The following is a 22,593-nucleotide window of genomic DNA, read 5'->3' as shown; positions in this document are numbered from 1 at the left end:
AGATGATTTGCCGAAACAATAAGTTGGGGTTTAAAATAAAAGTTTTTGAATAGTACTTTGTTTACTTAATACAACTGAGTCGCAAAACTAAGTGTTCTAGAACTGTCAAAATTAATAAGCTATATATCTACAACAGCCAGTCAATGGGTAACCAAGACATAATAGTAAGCCAGATATGATCACTCATATCGACCCGTGGCTCTGACTCGTAAACGACTTCTTTGCCATCTTCCATGGTGTGCCACTCCAAGCTACCGTTGTCTAGCAGCTTAACTTCATAAGCTTGGTTTAGTAAATCATCACTCAGCGCCCCGTGCAGCTGTCTTGCCAACTCATCATCATTGATGATTACACCCATTTCAGTATTGATATTGGCAGAGCGAGGGTCAACGTTGTAGGAGCCGATAAACACTTGATAGTCGTCTACCGCAAACGTTTTTGCATGTAGGCTGGTTGATGACTGACTGCGTGCACGCCAGAGTTTATTGTCACGTTTTTCTTCAGCTGCCGTTGATTTTAGCTCGTATATTTTTACGCCTGACCGCAGTAGGCTAGGGCGCCATTGACTATAACCAGAATGAACAGCGGTCACGTCGGTTGCATCAAATGAGTTGGTTAATATTTTGATATCAACGCCAGATTCGGCGAGCTTCACCAAAGTATCGACTCCATCTTTGGTCGGGACAAAATAAGACGAGATGATTGTCAGTTTTTTGGTTGGGCTACCGAGTAACGTACGCAGTTGATGCACCAAGTTGGTCTCAGATGAGACGCTTTTGGACAGCTTGCCAACATCGTCACTCAAAAACTGCATGTCTGTCCAACGAAACGGCACGCGTTTGTTGATCAGATCAGTGTCTATCGTCGAGTCTTTGATGGCGGCTTTATAAACCGTCAAGCTACTGCCTTCGTTATTTTCCTCATCTATACCCAGCTTGTCTAATGCCTTCAAAAAATCAGGCGTGACGTCATCGTCGAACTTGGCTAAAGTTTCGATGTCAAACGACAGCGGCGATGACCAGTAACTGGCAAAGCTATTATCAATGTCTGCGACGACTTTACCAATCAGTAAAACATCCAAATCCGCAAACTGGCTGCTTTGATCGTTACTCAGGTACTCATTACCGATATTACGTCCGCCGATAATGGTAATCTGTTTATCAAACGTCATGCTTTTATTGTGCATACGGCGATTGATACGCGGCAAACCTGTGACGTAGTTCAATGTTGAAAACTTACGGTGCATTAATGGGTTGATGATACGCACCGCGATATTAGGGTGGCTCGCAAAACGTAATAGGTGCTGATCAAACTTTGCACTGTTATTAAAATCATCCAACAACAAACGCACGATCACACCGCGCTCAGCCGCTTCCCACAAGTCTTTTAATAGCAGTTGGCCAGCCTGATCATTATGCCAAATATAATACTGCGCATCGATATTGCGCGTGGCCATACCTGTTAACATACTACGGGCGGCGAACGCATTTGCCCCAGTGACGATCGGATGATAGCCTGACAAATCAGGATGAATTTCATTCTGCGCACTAACAGCGGCCACTAGATCAGTATTGTTGGTTGTAGTCGCTGTATTTTGCTCAATCTTTGGGCTGTCTTCTTGTTGGTATAAAGCATTGACTCGCGCTGATAGCGCTTGGCTCTCAGGTAGATGTGGCTGTTTGGGTAGGCTCTGGCAAGCGCTCAGACCTAAAGTCAGCCCAAGTATCAGACTCAACGATAAGCTGCTTGGTTCTATACTGAACATCGACATAACGAATTTACCTTGATGAGCCTAAATATACTGATAAATAAAATGCATGGATAAGTAATTTGCTGAAATTGTTCATCTATTTTTAAGGATGATAGCATTGATTGGACGGTCTATAAAAATATCACCAACGCCAAAATTCAAATCGTTGCTAAGCTTAGCAGCTGTTAGCATATCTGCCTATTATAAATACGTTATTTTTGTTAGGTTTGACGATTGATTTTATCGTGATTTATTGTCGGTTAAATCTGCATAATGGCTGTCATATTGAACATACAGTTATTTTAATAGGCAAAATTAATAATTAGAAGTTATCTGAAACCAGATGTGTGGAATAAGTCGGCATGTTATGATAACGCTGATGAATTTGCTTAATAATCAAAAAAATAAGCAGTCCTTTTATACCAACCAAAACAAAGCAACGGAACGTCTATGAGTCAGTCGCAAACGAAAGATGAGAATAATTTGAACCAAAAAAACTCAAACGATGGGTTAGATCCAAACTGGCGTAACGATGCCTTAGATTTAGGATTAGATTACGGTATGCAGACGATTGCTGTGCGGGCAGGTCAACACCGTACCGACGAGGGCGAGCATTCAGAGCCGATTTTTACGACCAGCTCTTATGTTTATCAATCAGCCGCTGATGCTGCGGCACATTTTGACGGTACAAAGACAGGAAACGTTTACTCTCGTCATACCAACCCAAGCGTCCGTACTTTTGAGCGTCGTCTCGCCGCGCTAGAAAACGGTGAGCGTGCGGTTGCAACGGCCTCTGGTATGGGTGCAATCCTGACCATGTGCTTGGCATATCTAAAAGCGGGTGACCATCTGCTCGCTGCCAATCAGTTATTTGGCTCGTCTATTGGGCTGTTTAATAACTATATGGCCAAGTTTGGCGTTGAAGTTAGCTATGTTGATTGCTTTGACAATGAAGCATGGGCCAATGCCGTTCAACCAAACACCAAAGTGATCTATTGTGAAAGCCCAAGTAATCCACTGGCGCAGATTTGCGATATCGGTTACTTAAGTGGGCTATGTAAAGCCAATGATATCTTACTAGTCGTTGATAACTGCTTTGCCACGCCAGCATTACAGCGCCCACTAGACTTGGGCGCAGACGTGGTTATTCATTCGGCGACCAAATATCTAGATGGACAAGGACGAGTGTTGGGCGGTGCGTTGGTTGGTAGTGATAAGCTGATGCAAGAAGCCTTTACTGTGGTGCGCTCAGGTGGTATCAGCATGAGCCCGTTTAATGCATGGGTATTCACCAAAGGACTGGAGACGCTTAAATTACGTATGCAGGCGCACTGTAACAATGCCAATCAAGTCGCAGAGTTTTTGGTCAATCATCCCAACGTTAGTACCGTGCACTTTTCAGGCTTGAGCAATCATAGCGCACACGAACTTGCCACACGTCAGCATCATATGAAAGATGGCTACGGTGCTATCATGGGCTTCGAAGTCAAGGCATCTGATAGCCGTGATACCAAAGAAGCGGCGTGGCATGTGATTGATTCAACACAAATGGTCTCTATCACCAATAACTTGGGCGATGCCAAAACCACTATTACGCATCCTGCAACGACCACACATTTCCGCCTGACTCCTGAAGCCCGTGCTGAAGCAGGGGTCAAAGACGGTCTGATTCGTCTATCAGTCGGTTTGGAAGATGTTGAAGATATAATCAAAGATTTGGCGCGTGGTTTAGACAGTTTGTAAAGATAGCGGTATAATCGCTGTTCATACATGATATGGACTTTACGTTGTTCATAATTACTGATTACGATGCGCACCGTATAACATTCAAACATAAAAGATAAAGAGGCAACTATGAACATTCAAGCATTGATGCAACAAGCACAAACGATGCAAAAGAAAGTAGAAGCAAACGTTGAGAACGCTAAAAAAGAGCTTGCTAACAAAGAAGTACAAGCCGAAGCGGGCAGTGGTTTGGTTAAAGTAACGATGACGGGTCGTCATGTGGTCAAGCGTTTGAGCATTGATCCAAGCTTGCTAGAAGACGAGCCTGATATGATCGAAGATCTTATTGCGGCAGCTATCAATGATGCTGTTCGTCAAGCAGACGAGTTGTATGAAGAAACAATGGCAGGCGCGACCTCAGGTATGGGTCTACCACCAGGTATGCAAGGCATGTTTTAAGCATTAAATACTTCATACTAAAGACAAAAATGGGGTTGTTATCGACACGATACGACCCTATTTTTATAACTATGATTTATAAATTCAGTTAGATAAAGTCAATTAAAGGAAAGTCACTTTGCTTACAGCCAAATTTGATCAGCTGGTCAAGCAGCTGCGTATATTGCCAGGTGTCGGTCAAAAAAGCGCCCAGCGAATGGCGCTCCATCTGCTCAGCAAAAAACGCCCGCAGGGTATGGCACTTGCCCAAGCACTCGATGAAGCCATGCGCGATATTGTTGAGTGTCAGCGCTGTCATAGCTTTAGCGATGAGGATATATGTCCACTGTGCCAAGACCCTAGGCGTGATGACAGTCTGCTATGTGTGGTTGAGACGGCGGCAGATGTGATGGCCATTGAGCAGACAGCAGGGTATCGTGGTCGCTATTTTGTGCTAGGCGGGCATTTATCACCTATCGATGGTATCAGTGCTGATGATTTAAATATTGACCAACTGGTGTGGCGGGTCAAGCAAGAACCCGTAGAAGAGATTATCTTGGCAACTGGTACAACCGTTGAAGGTCAGACCACTGCTCATTTTATTAGCGAGGCAGTCAATCGTCATGTGAGTAGAGTCACGCGTTTGGCACAAGGCGTACCTATGGGCGGCGAGCTTGAGTATCTTGATAGTATGACACTTGGTCAAGCCATGCAAAACCGCTCTTTTTTATAGTATTTGATAAAGCCTAAGTCTTAGCCACTTTATTTCGTGAAGTTGTTATAATTGTATTCTCCTTTAATCTTAATAAAATGCATATTAGCGTTTTATTTTCTCTTATTTATGCAGGTATCTGCCCGTGTCCAATAATGTTTCAAACGCTCCAGCCCATCCTGATCCAGATAGCATGACTATTGATGTCTCAGAGCAATTAGCTGGCACTGAAACGGTGCCAACAGCGTTAGACGTCGATACACTAGACATTGACGCATTGCTGGATATTGCTGATGCGGTTGATATCACTTGGGTTCGTGAGCAGAATCAATTAGATGACGTTATTGAGGCTTTGGCGACTTGCGGGCGAGTGGCGTTGGATACAGAATTCATTAAGCGTGACACTTATTACCCACGTTTGGCACTTGTACAATTGAATACTGGTAATCATGTTTATCTGCTAGACGCGCCGCAACTACAGCTGGACGAGCTGTGGGAAGCACTACGTAAAGTCGATGTGGCTATTTGGCATGCTTGCGGCGAAGATTTGGGGATTTTTTATCTGCTGTCTGGTTGTCCGCCACTGACCAATATCTTTGATACCCAAATTGCGTTGTCTTATTTAACAGGTCAATTGCAAATGGGGTATCAGCAGGCACTGGCTGATCAGCTAGATATGCATATCGATAAAGAGCACAGTCAGTCTGATTGGCTCCAGCGCCCGTTGACAGATGAGCAAGAGCAGTATGCCATCGATGATGTGCGTTATCTGCCAGCGCTATATCTCAGTATCGAACATGCGCTTAAGGCTCAAGGGTTATATGATTATGTTTGGGCTGACTGTCAGCTTTATGCCGGTGATTTGTATGACACGCAACACGTCGAAGATGAAGCGATGTATCTAACGATGGCAGATTACCGCTATAACTCACAGCAAATGGCGATACTCAAAGGGGTAGCTACGTGGCGAGAAGAGTTGGCACGCGCGACCAATCAACCGCGTACCTTTGTGATAAAAAAACAAGCAGTACGAGAGATAGTCACTGAAAAGCCAAACAGCATGCGCGAGCTGGCACACAAAACAACCATGCACCGTAGTATGCTACGACTATATGGCGAAGAGCTGCTGAAAGTAATCAGAGATGCCAAGAGTCTACCGCCTACAGAGCATCCAGACTGTCTAGTGCCGCCATATCGCTCAAAAAATAAAGTACTCTCAAAAGCAGTGCAGCAAGCGATTGATGAGCATGCGCGAGAGATTGGTATACCTGCTAGCGTATTAATGCGTAAAAAATGGCTAGGGCAGTTGTATGAAGTGGTTGCTCTTGATAAAGACGTGAGCGAACTGCCGCAAGGGCTAAAAGGTTGGCGTAGCGATTGGGTTGTTAAAACCTTAATTCCAGTCATCAAAAAGCATAAAACCGAACTGCAGCAGGGCATGGGTATTCGTGTTCAATAAGGAATCGTTCGATAAAGCAGCGTTCGATAAGGCACCGTTTAACAAGAAATCGTTCGATAAGACTGAAAACTGACACTCAAGTATTCATACAGCTCTTATTCATACAGCTCTTAGCGTTTAAATCGTCCATGCTCTAAAAAGTATTGAGTCTGCTCGGCGACCTCTGGGTTCACTAGCATGCCAGTATGTGAGACTGACATGACAATATGATCAGCTGCAGCCTCTATCCTCGTCTCCTCTATATAGACTGTCCCGTCATGTGCAAGCTGCTCGTTAAGAAGTGGCTTGTCAGATTTGCGCAGTTTGCGATTATGATATTGCAAAAACAGCTGACCTAGACCATAAGGACGGTTGCCAGCGATGACGCCTAGCGTCACATGTTTGGGCAATGGCGCGACTGTGCCGTCGAGGGCGTCGACATACGAGCGACCTACGACAGCAGGAGTCAATCGCCAAATATAATCTGCACAAACACTCCCTATATGCGGTGTTCCTAGCGTCACGCAACGTCCGATTTTCCATTTTGGATACTGAGCGACAAAATCACGAATGATCAAACCACCTAAACTATGCCCAACCAAATCTATAGGATGATCTGGGTGATGGTTTGTTTCTAGCCAGCTATTTAGGCGGGCGCTATTGGTTTTGATACCATCACGCATACTACGGTAGCCATACTGATGGGTATCAAATCCTGCTGATTGCAGGCGCTTGGCTAATGGTCGCATGATCCATGGGGTTTGGTGTAGCCCATGAATTAGAATAACGCGAGTTTTTTGTTTAGGCGCTTTATGTTGCATAGCATTGTCCAAATGATTGCTTCAGAAATTTAAGATAAATAGCTTATTATCAATATAAGCTTTTATTACATTGAGTTCTTATCGTTTATTTTATTCATAATATTACCTGCTAATGTAATAGATAAAAAGTCAGCAAAATAAAAACCTCCAAGTCAGCTGCTGACTTGGAGGTTTTTTACTACAGAGAATAACTATCCGAAATAATAATTACATATAGTTTTCGATACTTGGGCAAGAGCACATTAGGTTCTTATCACCATACGCATCATCGACACGAGCGACACTTGGCCAGAACTTGTTTGCACGGATGTACGGTAGTGGGAATGCAGCAGTCTCACGGCTGTATGGATGCGTCCACTCTTCGCTAGTAATCATAGCAGCCGTATGAGGTGCATTGACTAACGGGTTATCTTCTAGCGTCCAGTTATCTTCACCAGCTTTGGCTTTCATGGCTTCAGCTTTAATAGATTTTAGCGCACTGATAAAGCGATCCAACTCTTCTTTTGACTCAGACTCTGTTGGCTCAATCATAAGCGTGCCAGCGACTGGGAAACTCATCGTTGGCGAATGGAAACCATAATCCATCAAGCGCTTAGCGATATCGCTTTCTGTTATGCCAGTTTCTTCTTTTAACGGACGAATATCGATGATGCATTCGTGAGCCACGCGGCCATTTTTGCCTGCATACAAGACAGGGTAGTGACCTTTTAATTCGGCTGCTACGTAGTTGGCGTTCAGTAATGCCAGCTCCGTTGCTTTTAATAGACCATCACGGCCCATCATAGCAATGTACATCCATGAGATAGGTAAGATGCTCGCTGAACCATAAGGCGCAGCCGATACCGCTGAGCAGTCTTTTTGTGCATTATGCACAGGGCTTAGCGTATGGTTGGCCATGAAGGGTGCCAAATGCGCCTTCATACCGATAGGACCCATACCTGGACCGCCGCCGCCATGCGGAATACAGAAGGTTTTGTGCAAGTTCATATGCAATACATCAGCCCCAACGTCTGCAGGTTGCATCATGCCTACCTGAGCATTCATGTTGGCGCCATCCATATAGACCTGACCACCATGCTTGTGAGTCAAATCACAGATATGACGGATGCCTTCTTCAAACACGCCATGAGTCGATGGGTACGTGATCATTAAAGCGCCCAAACGCTCGCTATGCTCTTCACACTTGGCGGTTAAATCATCGATATCAACGTTGCCGTTTTCATCGGTTTTGACCACGACGACTTTCATACCCATCATCATGGCGGTAGCAGGGTTGGTACCGTGCGCTGACTGAGGAATCAAGCACACATCACGATTGGTCTCGCCCAATGACTCATGATAACGGCGAATCGCGAGCAGACCAGCATATTCACCAGAGGCACCAGAGTTTGGCTGCATAGAGACATCATCAAAACCAGTAATGGCTTTTAATTGATCTTGTAGGCTATCGATCATCGCGATATAGCCAGTGACTTGGTCACGCGGTGCAAAAGGATGCACGTTGGCAAACTCAGGCCAAGTAATCGGTAGCATCTCACTGGTGGCGTTTAGCTTCATGGTACAGCTACCCAGTGAAATCATGCTGCGGTTCATCGCCAAATCTTTGTCTTCAAGCGACTTTAGGTAGCGTAGCATTTCATGCTCGGTATGATGCGAGTTGAATACTGGATGAGTCAAGATATCATCCGTACGCAGGTTTGCGCTATCTAGAGAGACGCGAGCTGTTTCAGGTAGATCGTGTGACTTATTGACGAACAACTGAGTCAAGGTGTTGAAATCTTGCTGATCGCTGGTTTCACTAAAGGCAACGCTCAATTTGGTGTCGCTTATACGCCATAAGTTGTAGCCGACGTTGTCTGCATTTTTGAAAATTTGAGTAGCAAGCTTCTCTGAACCACAATCAACCACGACTGTATCGAAGAATTGATCATGTACTACGCTCAAGCTGCTGTCGTTAGATTCTGTGATAGCATCAGCAAACGCAGTGGCAAACGCATGAATACGAGTGGCAATACGCTTCACGCCACCTGGACCATGATATACCGCGTACATACCAGCGAGGTTGGCCAGCAATACTTGTGAGGTACAGATGTTTGAGTTGGCTTTTTCGCGGCGGATATGCTGCTCACGCGTTTGTAGAGCCATACGTAATGCAGTATTGCCTTGTGCATCTTTTGAGACACCAATGATACGACCAGGCGCTGAACGCTTGGCTTTATCAGAGAACGCAAAATAAGCGGCATGTGGACCGCCAAAGCCCATTGGAATACCGAAACGCTGAGTACTACCTAGCGCTACGTCAGCACCCATATCGGCTGGTGATTTTAATAACACCAAGCTCATGATGTCACTGACGACGCTGACGTAAGTTTTGTTTTCTTTTACTGCACTGATGACGTCTGTTAAGTCTTTAACGTCGCCTTCGGCACCGACATACTGGAATAGCGCACCGAAATAGTCGCCAGATTTAGCCGTTTCGAAATCACCAACAACGACTTCCCAACCAAAGTATTTAGCACGAGTATTGATAACATCTAGCGTTTGTGGATAGACGCGTTCATCGACGAAATACTGCGTTGATTTGTTTTTGCTCACACGCTTTGACATCGCCATCGCTTCTGCCGCTGCGGTCGCTTCATCAAGCAATGACGCACCAGCCAGCTCAAGACCTGTTAGATCAATACATACTTGTTGGAAGTTCAGCAATGCTTCTAGACGACCTTGAGCGATTTCAGCTTGATAAGGGGTATAGGCGGTGTACCAGCCTGGATTTTCAAGGACGTTGCGCTGAATGACGGCAGGCATACGAACCGGAGAGTAGCCTTGACCGATATAGCTTTTGTTAACAGTGATGTCATCTGCCATCGTGCGTAGTTTGGCAAGTGCCGCATGTTCACTCATCGCCACTGGCAAATCCAGCTCTTTGTGCAGACGTACTGGCTCAGGCACAGTGTCATTGATAAAGCTTTGCATATCTTTATAACCAACAGCGCTGAGTAGGTCAGCTTGCTTGGTTTCGTTCGAACCTAAGTGGCGATAGACAAATTCAGCTTCGTTGAACAATCCTTGAAAGGTATCAAACGATGGGTTTTGAGAGATAGTCATGACAATCCTTGGTTAAGGGAGTAATAAACAAAATAGCAATTAAGAAAACATTGTGAGCAGTTAAGGAAACACTGTGAGCAGTTAAGGAAACACTGTGAGCAGTTAAGGAAACACTGTGAGCGGTACGTTATACGTAATGCACAAACTGTTTTTGATCAAAGCGGAACTGAGTGTTGTAAACGCCATTGTCAGCACGCTCACCTGCGCCAATCATCATAACGATATGATGGTCGTCGCTAAGATTGAGCAACGCTTTCATGGCAGGCTCATCAAAGCCGCCCATAGGACAGCTATCAAAACCATGAGCACGTAGTGCCAACATTAGGTTTTCGGCGGCAAGCGCGGTGTTATTGGTTGCCCAGTTTTTGGTGTCTTCAAAGGTATAATAAGGCGATTTGATTGGGCCTTTTACCCGTCTGACCACTTGCGTTGCGCCCCATTTTGCAGCCGAAACCACGTTGGCTGGGCCGCGCAAAAAGTCCATTGTGACGACTTTGTTGTAGTAGTCTTTCACTTTCTTTGGCACTGGCTGGTCAGGATATTCGCGCAATACTTGCTTAGCGTGATCGTGCCAAACATCAGTACGAGCAACGATGGCAATCAAACGGGCTGATGTTTTTGCGGCGTTTTGATTCATACAGTTTTTGACGGCGCGTTTGCGATTGTCAGCATCATCGATAACATAAAATTCCCACGGCTGTAGGTTGCTAGAGTTTGGTGCTAGCATGGCCAAACGCAGACAGTCTGCCAATACGTCATCAGGTATGGGGGTATCAGTAAAACGGCGCACGGAACGGCGTGACTCTACGATATCGCGAAAGGCTTTTAGCTGCGGCGTATGGTTTGGTGTAGCAATGGGGTCTTTATTATCGGTGTTGGCATTCATATTAGGATCCATGCTGAGAATTGGGTTATCAGTTTGCGTCGTTATTGATAGCACGTATTCATTGGGATTCGAATAGGTGATCAATACGAGTCAATGAGATAACGCTTGAGAGCAATAACATCGGACGATAATGATTGTTGGAGATCTACATATAAAGCTGCTTTCAAATAACAAGCATGGTCAATGAGCCAATACTTTTCATGAGAAAGGTTTTTAAATCGTTTAAATAGAGAGTATAGATACCAGCTGCTGCCAGTATCTATGATGTTTAGTCGGGGCTAGTGCTTTGTACGAGCTAATATCTTAAAAATGCTCATGTCTTGTGAGAGCATGCTTAACTTACGTGCTTAGCTTATAAGTCGCTTTCGTACTCGTCAGCAGTCATTAGTGCTTCGTAGTCAGCGATGTTGTCAGGCTTCATTCTGAAGAACCAACCTTCGCCATATGGGTCAGAGTTGATGATTTCAGGATCATCTTCTAGTGCTTCGTTAATAGCGATGACTTCACCTGAAATAGGGGCATAAACGTCAGAAGCCGCTTTTACTGATTCAACAACTGAGATTTCGTCATCGACAGCGATGATATCGCCCACATCTGGTAGCTCAACGAATACCACATCACCCAATAGATCTTGAGCATGGTCAGTGATACCAACAGTGATCGTACCGTCGTCTTCTAGGCGTAGCCACTCGTGACTAGCAATATATTTTAGCTCTGCTGGGATGTTGCTCATGGTCTCTCTCCTAAGTGATAGAGGTTAATTAACAAAAATAATGAAGGCTGGGCGTGTCGTCATTTTTATAATTGCGTGCAAAATGACAACGCGCTCTAATGATAGAATTTATAAGACCTAAGAGTCAAACTGTTGCTTGCCGTTACGGACAAAAGGTAGCTTCAATACGCGCACATCGACGAACTTACCTTTGCCACGTAGATCGACTTGTACGCTGTCATCTTCTGATAAGCTGGCAGGTACACGAGCAATCGCGATTGAATTTTTTAGGCTAGGGGAGAATGTACCACTGGTGATAATGCCAGTTTGCTCATTATCAGTGCCTTGATTGATAGTCACTGTCATGCCTTCACGCAATACGCCGCGCGTGGTCAATAGCAGACCCACTTGCTTCATAGCAGTGTTGTCTTCTTTTGACTGCTTACGTTTGCTGACCAATGCTTCACGGCCGACAAAGGCACGATCGTCTTTTAGTGCAAGCGTCCAGCCCATGTTGCACTCATAAGGGCTAACATTCTCATCCATGTCATGACCGTAAAGATTCATGCCCGCTTCCATACGCAAGGTATCACGTGCGCCAAGACCAGCAGGTTTGATACCATTTCCTTTTAGTTGTTCAAAGAAAACAGGGGCATCATCGGCATGCATAATGACTTCGACGCCATCTTCACCAGTATAGCCAGTACGAGCCACAAACCAATCAGTGCCTTCGATATCGGTCAAGTCAGCACCAACGAAAGGTTTTAGTGCTGCTAAGGTATCTGTCCAGCTTGGTTTGGCCTGAGCCAGTTTTGCAATAGCATTTGGACCTTGCACGGCAAGCATCGCAAGCTCAGGTCGCTCGGTAATCGTAATATCGAAACCTTCGGCGACTTTATTAAACTGTGCTAAATCCTTGTCACGAGTGGCTGCGTTAGAGACGATGCGGTACTCAGTTTCTTCTGCATTCATCAGGTAGACGATCAAATCATCGATAACGCCGCCTTGCTCATTGAGCATGCCAGAGTACAGCGCTTTACCAGCGGTAGTGAGTTTGTTGATATCGTTTGCGAGCAGTTTTTGTAGCCATGCTTTGGTATCAGCGCCTTTGATATCAGTCACAACCATATGTGAGACATCAAACATACCTGCATCTGTGCGTACCGCTTCGTGCTCTTCGATTTGTGAACCGTAATGAATTGGCAATTCCCAACCAGAAAAATCGACCAGTTTGCCCTCACTATCAATATGAGACTGGTAAAAAGGGGTGCGCTGAGGAGCTTGGCTCTGATCGTTTTGAGAAGTGATGTCTTGAGAATGGGTATCAGTCATAACAAATCCTTATGTGTACATCAGTCGTACTCGATAGAGTAATGAGCGATGTGCAGTATCATAGTAGCGAGAAGCAACATTGCAGGGTGCAAGTATTGCAACCAAGGGTAGCACAGAAAAAAAAGATAAAGCAGTAAGCCAAACCAACACTGAACGTCGGTTTAAGCAAAAGCCCTATCTGTCCTGTGACCTGAGATTTTCAATACGAACCATCATTTTTGGGCAGTTATATGAGCCCTATCGTCGATGATAGCGTATTTTCTCCCCTTCGGTGGGTAAGACGTCGTCCGTTCTTACCACTCTCCAGATTTGTTATGCCTTATGCTTGATAAAAAAGTAGTGCGCTATGAGCGTCATGCTACTAAACACTATCAAACAGCAGTGACATGCGTTTTTCAGTCCTTTTACCTGAGCGATTGGCAGGGTGGATGCGCCTTCGGTGGTTATCTAGCAATTGCGATAGTTGTATAACCAATAGGGTTCAATACAAAATCTATGCTGATAAACTCTCTCCTGAAAAACGCTTTTATTATGAAAGGTTCAAAGCGCTTTTACAAGTCATCAAAGCCATTAAAATAAATAAATTTGGCAAAAATAATGTTTTGATAGGGAAGTCTGTCAAATAGGTTATGTTTTACAATGATATTTTTATCGCTCATATCAGCGTTTTGTCTGTGTGTTTTGACAAAAATTACGATAGCAAAACGCAAAGCGACTACTGGTATTTGCCTGAAATATGCTAACCTACGCCCATAGTTTCTGATAGGTGGTTTTTATGCATTGCGATATTTATAAATTTCCCAAACATGACGACATGTATATCTACATTGCGCGTCCTGATTATCCTGATGATACTGATGAAATCAAAGACTGGCTTGGTGTATTACCAAAAGATTTCCGTGCAGGTTTAGGCCGTAGTAAGTTCGTCATGCATTTGGACTTATCAACTAAAGATAAGCTCGCTCGTGTCGATAAAGAAGAAGTATTGGCAAAGCTGCAGTCTCAAGGTTACTTTGTGCAGTTGCCGCCGCAAGACGTGATGCGCCGTCAAGCAGAGCTGCGTGCTCGTGAATCGCAGGACAGCATCTATAATTAATAGATTTGTTAGCAAGTAAGTGTGGTAGGACATATCAGTATGCTACTGTAAAAACAGTGTCGATAAAAACCTACGACACACTTGCTCACATGCATTTGAGTAGAGAGTCGTGATAAACTGACACCCTACGCAACGTACATATAAGCCTACATAATGCATAAGTTCATTATGTAGTTGGCCTCATTCTGGTTCTACAGAACGCACATATACCGCTAGACACAGATTGTGTCATTGGCGATAAACGCAGGTAAATAAACACGCATGGACTGGTTAAAAAATATCTTACATAGCTTACCGCTAGAGTCTATCAGTGACATTCTCGGTGAGATTGCCATTTGGTGGGGCCAAATGGTAAAGGATGTCCCGCCCGCTGATTTGCCGATGTATGCTTATCTGGGCGGTGCTGTTTTGGTACTAGTGCTATGGATACTTGTGGCTCGTGTACTGCCAAAACCATTGGGCGGTATGAGCTGGATGGTTCTGTTTGCGGTATTATTAGCACCAGGTACTGCACTTGGTGATCCGAGCGAGCTTGCACCAGCCAGCATTAGCGTGGTCTACGCTGTGATGATGAAAGATTACGCAGGCGCGGTTGCTAATATGTTGCCGATATTGGTGATACTGGTCGCAGGGTTGTTTGTTGGTTTTGTATGGCAGCTGATACGCAGCGCATTTGCATCAAGCTTGGACAAAGCCCGTAGCCGCAGCGCAGAAGATACGCAGGCCACGTTGCAAATGACCACAGGCAGTTATTTGCCAGAAAGCGCTACCGTAACTGAACAGCCTGATACTAATGTAAGCTTAAAAAAAGACAGTACGTTGGCTAAGAAAACGAATAGCGATACATCTGACAAGTAATAAAAATAGGCTAGGCGTTGAGACAACATGATTGTCTTAAAAGTTATTTGATACCTGAATAAAAAGACACCATTGCGTGTCTTTTTTTGTGCTCGACTGTTTATTAGGCATATAAATAATTGCTCACTATACATTGCACATAACAATTGTTAATAAATGCGAACGCATGAGTATTTTGGCAATGCATCAGGCTGTGCTAATCTAATTTATTCTTTACTAACTTATCCTTTATTAGTCATTTATGTTTTAGACCTATCCATTTATAACAACTTATCTATAACAACAATCGAGATCTGATTATGACCACAGCTGAAAATACTAAGAAAAACTTTACTGGTACCAGTAGTTATATTGCTACCGATGATTTGCAACTGGCAGTAAATGCCGCCATGACCTTACAAAAGCCATTGCTGATCAAAGGCGAGCCTGGTACAGGTAAGACGTTGCTTGCCGAAGAAGTTGCTGAGAGTTTGGGCATGCCACTGATTACTTGGCACGTAAAATCGACGACTAAGGCGGAGCAAGGACTGTATGAGTATGATGCAGTATCGCGCCTGCGGGATTCACAGTTGGGTGATGATAAGGTCTATGACATTGCCAACTATATCAAGCCGGGCAAGCTGTGGGATGCTTTTACCAGTACAGAGCGTAGCGTACTGCTGATTGATGAGATTGATAAAGCCGATATCGAGTTCCCAAATGACTTGCTACATGAGCTTGATAAGATGTCTTTTTATGTTTATGAGACGGGCGAGACTATTACAGCGGCGCAGCGTCCAGTGGTTATTATTACCTCAAACAATGAAAAAGAGCTACCAGATGCGTTTTTGCGTCGTTGTTTCTTCCATTATATTGATTTCCCAGAAGAAGAGACCATGCGCCAAATCATCGAAGTACATTTTCCAGACATTCAGGAAAAACTGGTCAATGATGCATTGGATATATTCTATAAACTGCGTGGTATTCAAGGTCTTAAAAAGCCGCCCTCAACGTCTGAGTTGGTCGATTGGTTAACCTTGTTACTTGCTGATGATATGGCTCAGGACGAATTAGAAGAAAATCTGCGCGGTGAGAAATCTATCCCACCGTTGTATGGTGCGTTGCTCAAAAACGAGGCAGATGTGAGTTTATTACAGCGTTTTGCCAATATGATGCGTCGCTAATGTTTGCAGCTTGCGTTGGCTTTAATATCTTGTGTCCGATATCGGATGTCTATTATGAAGGTCAATGCAAACGCTCAACCTGTGACTGTACCAATTAATGATATCAGCAATATCACCAGATAATAATATCAGCCAATAAGTGATACGACTCTTATGTTTATCAAACTATTCTATACCTTGCGTACTTATGGCGTGCCAGTCAGTACGCGCGAGCTGCTCGATCTCAATGCCGCGTTAGATAAAGGGCTGATGATGCAGTCGCATCCTGAAGATCCAGCACTGACTACTTTTGCTAGCCGCGAAGATATGTATCGGCTGATTCGCCTGTGCATGGTCAAAGACGAGCGCCATTTTGATAAGTTCGATCGTGCCATGGCGGATTATTTTGAAGGTGTCGATAGTCTCGATATGGAAGAGCTATTAGCCAAGCTAACGGACGTGCCCAAAGAGTGGCTAGATTTAAAGCTCGATCCAAAGAATCTGACCGAAGAGCAAAGACGATTACTGAAAAAGTACGGCTCGCTTGAAGAACTTATGAAGGCGTTAGAGGGACGGTTAAAAGAGCAAAAAGAACGTCATCAAGGTGGCAGTAAATGGGTAGGCACGGGCGGCACTTCGCCATTTGGTGCTTACGGCGACCATCCAGAAGGCGTGCGTGTCGGTGGTGAGTCTCGAAAACGTAGCGCAGCAAAAGTCTGGGAGCAACGCAAATATCGCAATCTCGATGACGATAATCAGCTCGGTACTCGCCAAATTCAAATGGCGCTACGCAATCTACGTCAGTTTGCGCGGACTGGCAGTGCTGATGAGCTTGATATTCATGAGACGATTAAGCGCACGGCAAAAAAGGGTGTGCTCGATATACATATGCAGGCAGAGCGCCGTAACCGTGTCAAAGTGTTGATGCTGTTTGATGTGGGCGGCAGTATGGATATCCATGTCGAAGCGCTCGAAAAACTATTTTCTGCGGCAAAAAATGAATTCAAAACCTTAGAGTTCTTTTATTTTCATAACTGTTTGTATGACTATGTGTGGAAGGACAATAATCGTCGCCATAGTGCGCCGATGCCAACGTTTGAGCTACTCAATAAATATGGCCGTGAGTATCGCGTCATCTTCGTCGGTGATGCATCGATGTCACCTTATGAGCTGATGACAGTCGGTGGTAGCGTAGAGTATATGAATAATGAAGCGGGCATCGTATGGCTGAAGCGCGTACTGGAGCATTTTGATAAAGTCACTTGGCTCAATCCTGAAAACCCGTCGTATTGGCAATATACGCAAACCATCGTTGAAATTAAAAAACTGTTTGAAAATAAGATGTATCCGATGACGCTACATGGTGTTGAAGAAATGACTCAATATATGGCGCGGTAATTTTAATATTCAGCCCGATTGATGAATAAATAAATAAAACCTGTTAGCACAGCTTGAATCCTTATAATAACAGCCGTTATGACAACATAGCGGCTGTTATTTTGTTGATGCAAATAAGATCGATATTGATTGTATATTGGTATGTCTAGTAAATTGTGTTAACATTCATTTAAAATGAATGTTATAAATATTCTGAATTGGGCGGTTAAAAATTTTGACGACCACTGTAAAAAGGTCTGCTCATTATTGCCAGTTTAGACGGATTATTTTTAACATTTCAATTTATCAATGCAGTTAATGACTAAGAGAAACAACATGGCCTCACCAAAAACGTTAGAAATCGTCACCGCAACTGTTCCTGTACTTGAAGAGCATGGCGTTGCGATTACCACTGTGTTTTATAAAAATATGTTTAATGAGCATCCTGAGCTGTTAGATATTTTTAATGAAACCAATCAAAAATTGGGAAGACAGCAGACGGCACTAGCAATGACAGTATTGGCCGCTGCCAAGCACTTGGACAAGTTGGCTATGTTATTGCCACAAGTGACCCAGATTAGCCACAAACATAGAGCTTTACAGATTTTGCCTGAGCATTATCCTATCGTCGGCAAGCATTTAATTGGGGCGATAAAAGAAGTGCTAGGAGAGGCGGCTACCGATGACATTATTGACGCTTGGACAGAAGCCTATGATGAAATTGCCTCAGTATTTATCCAGATTGAACATGGTATGTATGAAGAAGCAATGTGGCAGGGGTTTGCACCGTTTAAGGTAGTTAAAAAGGAAGTGGTCGCTACAGATATCGCAGCCTTTACAGTAGTGCTAGTGAACGATAATGAAGATAGTAATCAAGATATTGACCTGAGTAAATTGAACTTAACCGCTGGTCAATACATCACGGTGAAAACAGACCCAAAAGACAGCGAACATATAGCCCTGCGTCATTATTCTCTATACTCTGCCAGTACCGATGCAGGCATTCAGTTTGCGGTTCGACGTGATAACCGTAATGAGCATCATGGGTTGGTTTCTAACTATATGCATGATCAACTAGAAGTCGGTGACACGGTTTTATTATCGGCACCAGCTGGTGACTTCGCGCTCAATCAAGATTTGGTACAGCAAAATGATATTCCATTGGTATTGATGAGTGCAGGAGTCGGGGTGACGCCTGTACTGTCTATGCTAGAGGCGCAAGTATTAGCCAATCCTAAACGACCTATTATTTGGGTTTATGCTTGTCAAAATATCGCTCATCATGCTTTTTCTGATCAAGTTAATAAATTACTCGAACAGGCTGAGAGTGTAGAAAAGCATATATTTTACTTTGAGTCTGGGCAGTTATTAGATGAGACATGGCTTGCTACCTTGCCTAAGCCTGCTGATATCTATGTGTGCGGCTCGATGCCGTTTATGGAAAGCATGATTGATGGGTTAGTAGCATTAGATCATGGGGTCGATAGTGTCCACTACGAACCGTTTGGCCCTAAGATGAGCTTGGGTGGTTAAGTTTTTAACATATAGTCGGTGAACTACTAAACCGCTACGGCGTTACCCTCCTTAGATGTACTATTTGTACAAGCAGCAGTCGGCTGCCTTGTATCCATTTTAAAGTTATTTGACTATAATATTCAAAATAAACGTTTATAAAAAAGCACTTAGTATGAAATAATCATGCTAAGTGCTTTTTTAATCTTAGTTGAAAATAAAGAGTATCAGGGTACATTACTCTTTATTTTCAACCAATCCAATCATCACTCCCATCTCTTTTTTGTCTTGCTTATCGATACTAGGTGCATACAACGCTGAGGCAATACCACCGTCTAAAAACAGCGCATTTGAACAACCCAGCTCATCCTTAAATAACTCTGCAAACTGATAAAAGGTCACAGGCTCATCGCTATTAACGAGCTGTATACTGCCATCACGGCAAACACCTGCACCATTACGCAGTTTGATTGAGCTGCTATCAGGGTTGAACTGTGGGTGTATCTCGTTATTGATGACCAGCATAGGACCCGATTGCGTCGCATACCAAGGCTGCACATCACCATTGTTTAGCTGCTCATTTAACGCATTACTTTCGGTGATTTGCACGTTGCCAGCTTGGTCCCACCACATAACCCCATTAGGTAATAGATGAAAATTACCGCCACCTTCTTTTGTATTTAGCGATTTGAGTTCTTTGCCTTCGATGACGGTATAGCCAATCGGCGCATAGTTTTCATTATACATGCCTGCATTCATCGCAAATTTGAGGGTCTCATGATTCGGTAATGTGGCCAATAACGCATCAAAGGTCAGCAGAGGCTCATTGTTATCAGAGGATTGCCAAAACAGTTGTAATGAATAACGCTCGCTCGCTAACGCGGTAGCATCGACACGGCAAACACTATAAGCAAAGGGCGTGTCTTTAGTCTGACATGACCAGCTATCGGTATCGCTACTAGTCGCATTGGTATTTGTCTGCTGGCAAGCGCTCAGGCCTAGCGCAAGCACTATCGTTGATAAGAATAAGTTAAAAATAGAACTTGGCATCAATCACGCGTCTTTTAATGTGTAAATTATTTGAGTTTGGTTACTATCTACCGCTTAATTACTCCTTCATCACTACTTTTTAAATACAACGATTTAGGCACTGATTCAGTCATTAGTAGGCGGAAAGTCACGGATTGTATTGTTCACATTACCAATTAATCGTCCACCATCGGTGAGATTGGTCAAGTGCTCAGAATTATACCCAGCGCTGTGTTCTGTTGGCGCGCCAGTTTCTTTGCCCTTATCACGCGAGTCTTTGTTATAAGCAATGAGTGCGTCATTATTGGCTAAGAAGCTATCAGGGTTTGCCATGACCCACATCTGGTTAAATACATCGGCACGGGCACTATGATCGAGCAATGCGCCTTTATCAGTAAAGTAGAAGAATTTGGATAACAGCTTAATCTGCCCATCGTCTAAGCGGCGTGCAATATGATACGGCTGTAATTGGCTAGGATGCTGTAAACCAACCGCACCTACGATACTGGCAAGCGATTTTAGCGTGTTTTTATGGAAACTTGCAACACGCTCAGCTTTACTAGGGACGTCGAGCGCCTTTTGACGATATGGATCTTGGGTAGCTACACCCGTTGGGCAAGTGTTGGTATGACAAGAGCGCGACTGAATGCAGCCAACCGCAAACATAAAGCCACGTGCTGAGTTACACCAATCGGCACCTAGCGCAATCATGCGCGCAATATCAAAGCCTGATACGATCTTGCCACTGACGCCAAGCTTAATTTTGTCACGAATACCTGCACCGACTAAAGTATTATGTACGAGCAAAAACCCTTCAACCATTGGCATGCCGACATTGTCCATAAACTCGACAGGCGCTGCACCTGTGCCGCCTTCTGCACCATCAATAACGATAAAATCAGGATAGTTATCCGTCTCTATCATCGCTTTGACAATCGCCATAAACTGCCATGGCTGACCAATACATAGCTTGAAGCCAACTGGCTTGCCACCAGATAACTCACGCAGCTGCTGCCAAAAGGCGACTAACTCGCGCGGGGTGCTAAATGCGGTATGCGAAGAAGGCGAGATACAGTCTTGACCCGTAGGCACTTGACGTGTGTCCGCAATCTCTTGCGTGATTTTGCTAGAGGGAAGGACGCCACCTTTACCAGGCTTGGCACCTTGTGAAAGCTTGATTTCAATCATTTTAACTTGAGGATCGACGGCTTTTTCAGCAAAAGACTGTGGATCAAAGTTACCATCATTATCACGGCAACCAAAGTAGCCTGTACCCAATTCCCAAATCAAATCACCACCGAACTTACGATGATAAGGGCTGATCGCGCCTTCGCCCGTGTCATGAGTAAATCCGCCCAATTTTGCGCCTTGATTGAGTGCCATGATGGCGTTCGCTGAGAGACTGCCAAAGCTCATTGCTGAGATATTGAATACTGACATATCGTGTGGCTGCTGACAACGCTCACCGCCGACCATAATTCGAAAGTCTTTGTTCTCTAGTGGTGCACTGATGGTAGATTGCAAAAACCATTCTTTACCATGAGTATATAAATTGTCCAACGTACCAAAGGCATTGGTATCACTGACATTCTTAGCACGTTGATAGACTAGCGCGCGCTGCTGGCGTGAAAACGGTACTTGTTCTTTATCGTCCTCAAGCAGGTACTGGCGAATCTCAGGGCGAAAATCCTCTAATACATAGCGAATATGTCCAGCGATAGGGTAGTTGCTCAATATGGCGTGCTTAGACTGAATCAAATCATAGATACCAAGTGCCACAGCCAAACCACCGATCACAATCAGCCACCAACTTACCAATAATAAGCCCGCCAATAGAATTAAAATCGCCGCGCCAAACGTGCTATAGCGAAGTAATAATCCGATAAAGTACGGCGAACTGGTTTTGGGTTCAGGGTTTAGATTGGTACGAGATTCAGGCATAGCGAGGCTCAATAGTAATGATTGATATAGATAAGATGCTTACATTTGTCGCGTACATCATACACGCATGACGTCGTTACGTCGGTATCAATGGGTAACAGGGTTATCCAAATCATTTTTGTTGAGAGCGGCATTAGTTCGATTACGGAAATAAGTAATGACAGTATATGCAATAAAGTGATTAAAAATAGCCCATATGTTACTTTAAACAGCGAAACCGTTGAGCAGGGTAGCCATAATATTTTAAGAAAATATCTAGATGAAGACATGCTGACAACTATTGATCCATTTGATGCGGTGCAACTGGCGTATGTGATTGAGGTATGTATCAGCTATAAAAACCAAGCGGCGGCGGGGCGCTATCTATACGCGAATTCGCGCGATAAATTAAAAAGCCCGAACGATAGCGATAGATTGCGTAAGTATCTAATGAAATTTGGGCTGAGGTTTGATGGATTAAAACGATAATATTAAAAAGGAGAGGATATGAACAATACAGGATTTGTCGCGGGAACGCTCGTTCATACGGATAAAGGATTGGTACACATTGAGCAGCTAAAAGTTGGCGATATGGTATTGTCTCGTGATGAGCATAACCCGAACGGTGATCTTATCTATAAAAGAGTATTGAATACGTTTGTTTGACCCCTGCCGTCAATCCCGTAGACTTAAACTTGGGAGATTTTGATTACGCAGCCTGACGATAAGAGTCAAACCAC

19 protein-coding genes and 2 riboswitches are annotated in these 22,593 nt (G+C 44.1%); of the genes, 11 read left to right on the top strand and 8 right to left on the bottom strand.

Translation table 11 applies throughout. The features are described 5' to 3' along the window. Nucleotides 1-127: 127 nt before the first annotated feature. Complete coding sequence (locus QO187_RS05475; protein WP_102093638.1) at nucleotides 128-1,771, bottom strand: phospholipase D family protein; 1,644 nt, start codon at nucleotides 1,769-1,771, stop codon at nucleotides 128-130. A gap of 429 nt (nucleotides 1,772-2,200) precedes the next feature. Between QO187_RS05475 and QO187_RS05470 the strand changes: the two genes are divergently transcribed. The 4 genes from QO187_RS05470 to QO187_RS05455 all read left to right on the top strand — a co-directional run bounded on the left by QO187_RS05470 (nucleotide 2,201) and on the right by QO187_RS05455 (nucleotide 6,084). Then, nucleotides 2,201-3,493: an O-succinylhomoserine sulfhydrylase gene (locus QO187_RS05470; protein WP_102093639.1), complete on the top strand. Its 1,293-nt coding sequence runs from the start codon at nucleotides 2,201-2,203 to the stop codon at nucleotides 3,491-3,493. 111 nt (nucleotides 3,494-3,604) lie between these two features. Continuing rightward, nucleotides 3,605-3,934 (top strand): YbaB/EbfC family nucleoid-associated protein, encoded by a 330-nt coding sequence (locus tag QO187_RS05465; RefSeq protein WP_087040100.1) that lies wholly within the window; start codon nucleotides 3,605-3,607, stop codon nucleotides 3,932-3,934. 118 nt (nucleotides 3,935-4,052) lie between these two features. After that, nucleotides 4,053-4,646, top strand: coding sequence for a recombination mediator RecR (gene recR, locus QO187_RS05460; protein WP_102093641.1), 594 nt, complete (start codon nucleotides 4,053-4,055; stop codon nucleotides 4,644-4,646). Between the two features lie 124 nt (nucleotides 4,647-4,770). Further along, nucleotides 4,771-6,084 carry an HRDC domain-containing protein gene (locus tag QO187_RS05455; RefSeq protein WP_228153193.1) on the top strand — a complete coding sequence of 438 codons (1,314 nt, stop codon included), beginning with the start codon at nucleotides 4,771-4,773 and terminating at the stop codon, nucleotides 6,082-6,084. A 110-nt stretch (nucleotides 6,085-6,194) separates the two neighbouring features. Here the strand turns inward: QO187_RS05455 and QO187_RS05450 are convergent, their stop codons facing one another. The 5 genes from QO187_RS05450 to gcvT all read right to left on the bottom strand — a co-directional run bounded on the left by QO187_RS05450 (nucleotide 6,195) and on the right by gcvT (nucleotide 12,919). Then, the gene (locus tag QO187_RS05450) at nucleotides 6,195-6,884 is read right to left on the bottom strand and encodes a triacylglycerol lipase (RefSeq protein WP_102093642.1); all 690 of its coding nucleotides are present in this window, start codon (nucleotides 6,882-6,884) and stop codon (nucleotides 6,195-6,197) included. Between the two features lie 207 nt (nucleotides 6,885-7,091). Then, nucleotides 7,092-9,989 (bottom strand): aminomethyl-transferring glycine dehydrogenase, encoded by a 2,898-nt coding sequence (gcvP, locus tag QO187_RS05445; RefSeq protein WP_102093644.1) that lies wholly within the window; start codon nucleotides 9,987-9,989, stop codon nucleotides 7,092-7,094. A gap of 127 nt (nucleotides 9,990-10,116) precedes the next feature. Continuing rightward, entirely contained in the window at nucleotides 10,117-10,875 is a 759-nt protein-coding gene (locus tag QO187_RS05440) for a nitroreductase family protein (RefSeq protein WP_102093646.1), read from the bottom strand. A 352-nt stretch (nucleotides 10,876-11,227) separates the two neighbouring features. After that, nucleotides 11,228-11,608: a glycine cleavage system protein GcvH gene (gcvH, locus tag QO187_RS05435; protein WP_057760766.1), complete on the bottom strand. Its 381-nt coding sequence runs from the start codon at nucleotides 11,606-11,608 to the stop codon at nucleotides 11,228-11,230. Nucleotides 11,609-11,725: 117 nt separating this feature from the next. Continuing rightward, nucleotides 11,726-12,919 carry a glycine cleavage system aminomethyltransferase GcvT gene (gcvT, locus tag QO187_RS05430; protein WP_102093647.1) on the bottom strand — a complete coding sequence of 398 codons (1,194 nt, stop codon included), beginning with the start codon at nucleotides 12,917-12,919 and terminating at the stop codon, nucleotides 11,726-11,728. A 168-nt stretch (nucleotides 12,920-13,087) separates the two neighbouring features. After that, a riboswitch (glycine riboswitch) is annotated at nucleotides 13,088-13,236 on the bottom strand. Between the two features lie 69 nt (nucleotides 13,237-13,305). After that, nucleotides 13,306-13,445: riboswitch (glycine riboswitch) on the bottom strand. 249 nt (nucleotides 13,446-13,694) lie between these two features. On the opposite strand from gcvT, the gene QO187_RS05425 reads away from it, so the two are divergent. From QO187_RS05425 to QO187_RS05405, 5 genes are all read left to right on the top strand, one after another. Continuing rightward, nucleotides 13,695-14,015, top strand: a complete 321-nt coding sequence (locus tag QO187_RS05425; protein WP_057760762.1) for a YcgL domain-containing protein — start codon at nucleotides 13,695-13,697, stop codon at nucleotides 14,013-14,015. 261 nt (nucleotides 14,016-14,276) lie between these two features. Next, nucleotides 14,277-14,873 carry a hypothetical protein gene (locus tag QO187_RS05420; RefSeq protein WP_179798240.1) on the top strand — a complete coding sequence of 199 codons (597 nt, stop codon included), beginning with the start codon at nucleotides 14,277-14,279 and terminating at the stop codon, nucleotides 14,871-14,873. Between the two features lie 299 nt (nucleotides 14,874-15,172). Next, entirely contained in the window at nucleotides 15,173-16,036 is an 864-nt protein-coding gene (locus QO187_RS05415; RefSeq protein ID WP_371547722.1) for an AAA family ATPase, read from the top strand. Nucleotides 16,037-16,189: 153 nt separating this feature from the next. After that, nucleotides 16,190-17,413 (top strand): VWA domain-containing protein, encoded by a 1,224-nt coding sequence (locus QO187_RS05410; protein ID WP_371547720.1) that lies wholly within the window; start codon nucleotides 16,190-16,192, stop codon nucleotides 17,411-17,413. Between the two features lie 315 nt (nucleotides 17,414-17,728). Beyond that, on the top strand, nucleotides 17,729-18,925 hold the full coding sequence (locus QO187_RS05405; RefSeq protein ID WP_102093652.1) for a globin domain-containing protein: 1,197 nt from the start codon (nucleotides 17,729-17,731) through the stop codon (nucleotides 18,923-18,925). 216 nt (nucleotides 18,926-19,141) lie between these two features. Here the strand turns inward: QO187_RS05405 and QO187_RS05400 are convergent, their stop codons facing one another. Then, nucleotides 19,142-19,954: a phosphodiester glycosidase family protein gene (locus tag QO187_RS05400; protein ID WP_102093654.1), complete on the bottom strand. Its 813-nt coding sequence runs from the start codon at nucleotides 19,952-19,954 to the stop codon at nucleotides 19,142-19,144. 105 nt (nucleotides 19,955-20,059) lie between these two features. Further along, nucleotides 20,060-21,874: an FMN-binding glutamate synthase family protein gene (locus QO187_RS05395; RefSeq protein WP_102093655.1), complete on the bottom strand. Its 1,815-nt coding sequence runs from the start codon at nucleotides 21,872-21,874 to the stop codon at nucleotides 20,060-20,062. A 90-nt stretch (nucleotides 21,875-21,964) separates the two neighbouring features. Here QO187_RS05395 and QO187_RS05390 point away from each other — a divergent pair, with 90 nt between their 5' ends. Both QO187_RS05390 and QO187_RS05385 read left to right on the top strand, forming a co-directional pair. Then, nucleotides 21,965-22,342, top strand: a complete 378-nt coding sequence (locus tag QO187_RS05390; RefSeq protein ID WP_102078283.1) for a hypothetical protein — start codon at nucleotides 21,965-21,967, stop codon at nucleotides 22,340-22,342. 18 nt (nucleotides 22,343-22,360) lie between these two features. Next, entirely contained in the window at nucleotides 22,361-22,519 is a 159-nt protein-coding gene (locus QO187_RS05385) for a Hint domain-containing protein (RefSeq protein ID WP_185156613.1), read from the top strand. Nucleotides 22,520-22,593: the final 74 nt, after the last annotated feature.

Source organism: Psychrobacter sp. Arc9 (genome assembly GCF_041431295.1).
Classification (GTDB): domain Bacteria; phylum Pseudomonadota; class Gammaproteobacteria; order Pseudomonadales; family Moraxellaceae; genus Psychrobacter.
This window is presented reverse-complemented; position numbering and strand designations above follow the sequence as displayed.